Source organism: Marinobacterium profundum, from assembly GCF_001528745.1.
GTDB classification, from domain to species: Bacteria; Pseudomonadota; Gammaproteobacteria; order Pseudomonadales; family Balneatricaceae; genus Marinobacterium_A; species Marinobacterium_A profundum.
This window is the reverse complement of sequence record NZ_BCNS01000044.1, coordinates 1-2,196: the sequence shown is the minus strand read 5'-3', so window position 1 is coordinate 2,196 and position 2,196 is coordinate 1. Positions and strand designations below refer to the sequence as shown.

Annotated in this window: 5 protein-coding genes; 4 read left to right on the top strand and 1 reads right to left on the bottom strand. The window is 46.6% G+C overall.

Going from position 1 to position 2,196, the window contains the following annotated elements; genetic code table 11:
• A partial coding sequence (locus tag MPRO_RS02680) for a transposase domain-containing protein (RefSeq protein ID WP_162492528.1) occupies positions 1-245 on the top strand: 245 nt, incomplete at its 5' end.
• Positions 246-382: 137 nt separating this feature from the next.
• Here MPRO_RS02680 and MPRO_RS25665 read toward each other — a convergent pair.
• Entirely contained in the window at positions 383-784 is a 402-nt protein-coding gene (locus tag MPRO_RS25665) for a hypothetical protein (protein ID WP_158651725.1), read from the bottom strand.
• A gap of 84 nt (positions 785-868) precedes the next feature.
• Between MPRO_RS25665 and MPRO_RS02675 the strand changes: the two genes are divergently transcribed.
• The 3 genes from MPRO_RS02675 to MPRO_RS02670 all read left to right on the top strand — a co-directional run bounded on the left by MPRO_RS02675 (position 869) and on the right by MPRO_RS02670 (position 2,146).
• Positions 869-1,369, top strand: a complete 501-nt coding sequence (locus tag MPRO_RS02675; RefSeq protein WP_067286619.1) for a hypothetical protein — start codon at positions 869-871, stop codon at positions 1,367-1,369.
• 160 nt (positions 1,370-1,529) lie between these two features.
• Positions 1,530-1,706: a hypothetical protein gene (locus MPRO_RS25660; RefSeq protein WP_158651724.1), complete on the top strand. Its 177-nt coding sequence runs from the start codon at positions 1,530-1,532 to the stop codon at positions 1,704-1,706.
• Between the two features lie 221 nt (positions 1,707-1,927).
• Positions 1,928-2,146 carry a hypothetical protein gene (locus MPRO_RS02670; RefSeq protein ID WP_067286618.1) on the top strand — a complete coding sequence of 73 codons (219 nt, stop codon included), beginning with the start codon at positions 1,928-1,930 and terminating at the stop codon, positions 2,144-2,146.
• The last annotated feature ends 50 nt before the right edge of the window (positions 2,147-2,196 follow it).

The following is a 2,196-nucleotide window of genomic DNA, read 5'->3' as shown; positions in this document are numbered from 1 at the left end:
CCAGTCGGGTGGAAAACCTGATGCGACCTTGGGCGCTCGGGCGCAAAAACTGGTTGTTCGCGGGCTCATTGCGCAGTGGCCAGCGTGCCGCCGCCATCATGAGCCTGATCCAGTCCGCCAAGTTGAATGGGCATGAACCCTATGCCTATCTGAAAGATGTGCTGACCCGGCTACCGACCCAAAAGGCGAGTGCAATCGGCGAGCTACTTCCGCACAACTGGAAAGCGCCGGCTAACAAGGTGTGATCGCCGTTCGCTTACCCTTGACTTCTATTTCGGCCTCCCTGTGTGCACTCTAAGTGAGAATTTCTTATAGCCAATAAAATACAGTTACGCCACAATTAGTGAAATTCCAGAATGGAAAAAGCCTAAAAACATAAAATTCACCTCAGGGAGGCTCTAATCAATTCAGCTGTTGGAGTCACATTGGGGTGAAGATAGCGACTTCCCACAGACGCATTCATATAATAACTAAGGTTATTAAAATTTAAGATTATACTCTTACTTTGATTAACACTTTCATCCAATTTAAATAGGGACAACTCTCCATTTGCTTCAACTAATTTTGAAGCATATAGAAATTTAGGCGAATTCAATGCCACTTCGTACAGAGAAAAAAGCTTTATCACTTTCCTCCTATTCTCATTATCAAGCAACGAATAATCAGAAACAAACAAGTTTCTCTGGCTAGTATAAAAAGACTTTTCATCCTCTCGACTTAACGAGGTAGATGTACACCCACCTAAAAGAACACAAACCAAAAGCATATACACTTTAGAACTCATTTTATAAACCTCCAGACCCATTAAAAATTCGAAAATACTACCATCTTATATGAAAATAAAAATCCAAGACAACAGGTAAAAAACATGAAACCTAAAGACAACACCTTACAGACAACCCTCTCCACTCCTCGAGTCATTCAAAAAGCATCCTGTCCCACCCTCACGGGATCTTCAGAACTGTCCTACTGCATCGGTATAGATGATGAGGACAACATCCTCTTTCTTATAGCCCACAGCTCTGGCAGCGGCCACTTCAGCAAGGAATGGATTGCATACAGTGACGTGAAAGCCTGTTTACCGAGAGGCTCGATCACTTCAGTCCCTCTCCGCCAACTGTTCAGAGGAAAGTCGTTGAACACATCAGGCTTTCTCCTTGCCGCCCTTCTCGCCGAAGGCCTTATATCGCCCATGACAGGCAAACGAAACATCTACAGCCTCTGCTGTGACAAGAACTTCCTTCAGAAAATCACTGCCCTGGAAAAATCAGGTATCGACCCAACCGACCAAATGACCACCAACGAGGAGGAAAACTCTCCAGAAAAACCAGTAAAAGCATCAACCAAACGCGCCAAAACCAAAGCATAACCCCTGACCGAGAGAGAGGTAGTCTATTGGTCACTCCCACCCTCCCCTTCTAACACAATGAAATAGAAGTATTTTTAAAAATGCTATCGCAGCAAGCCCAAAAGACCGGCCATAAACCGACCCAAACGCACGAGAACCTCGTCAATCAGGAGCGCCTCCCATGCTTCCAACCGTCGCTGTACTCACCGTTCTGCTCTGCCTGTTCTTCGGTCCGCCTATAGTCGGCCTATTCGTCTTCGCCATGGTACTCATGACGCTGACGCCCCACATCACCGTCCTCTGGGCGATTCTCGTGGTCGCTCTATTGGCAGCAGGCTTTCTAATTAACAGGAAATAGAAGATAGACCGCGAACTATGACGATTACATTCCGGATGCCATTGACATAGCCAGCGCCTGGAATCTGCCAGACATCGAATTGATTCAACGTATCAATGATACAAGCACGCTTGATGGCCGGCATAGTAGAAAATATCGTGGATTTCGATGAACCTCCTTCGCGAATTCCCCTTGATCTGAGCTGAAGTCGCCCACCCCATCACCAACCCGAGGTAACACTCATGCCTATCCGCACACTGGCGGAGGTCGCCGTTCGCCTGGAAGAAGCTGTTAAAGCACTGTCCAGCGAAGTTGACACCCCCTCTGAACTTTATGATCGGTACGAAATGGTCGCAGTAGAACTATTGGATAGTAACTTCGATACCTTCCCCGATGGAGTTTTAGAAGAGTTTCTCAGGGACTACCTCTTGATTAAAGAAAAGCAGCTAATCAGCCAGTAGCCACCAGCGGCATTTAAATACCTTTTCGGCAGGGCAAACGCATGAACGTT

Excerpts from the sequence above, each read along its gene's own strand:
- MPRO_RS02670 (WP_067286618.1), top strand. The coding sequence starts at position 1,928 with ATGCCTATCCGCACACTGGCGGAGGTCGCCGTTCGCCTGGAAGAAGCT.
- MPRO_RS25660 (WP_158651724.1), top strand. The coding sequence starts at position 1,530 with ATGCTTCCAACCGTCGCTGTACTCACCGTTCTGCTCTGCCTGTTCTTC.
- MPRO_RS02675 (WP_067286619.1), top strand. The coding sequence starts at position 869 with ATGAAACCTAAAGACAACACCTTACAGACAACCCTCTCCACTCCTCGA.
- MPRO_RS25665 (WP_158651725.1), bottom strand. The coding sequence starts at position 784 with ATGAGTTCTAAAGTGTATATGCTTTTGGTTTGTGTTCTTTTAGGTGGG.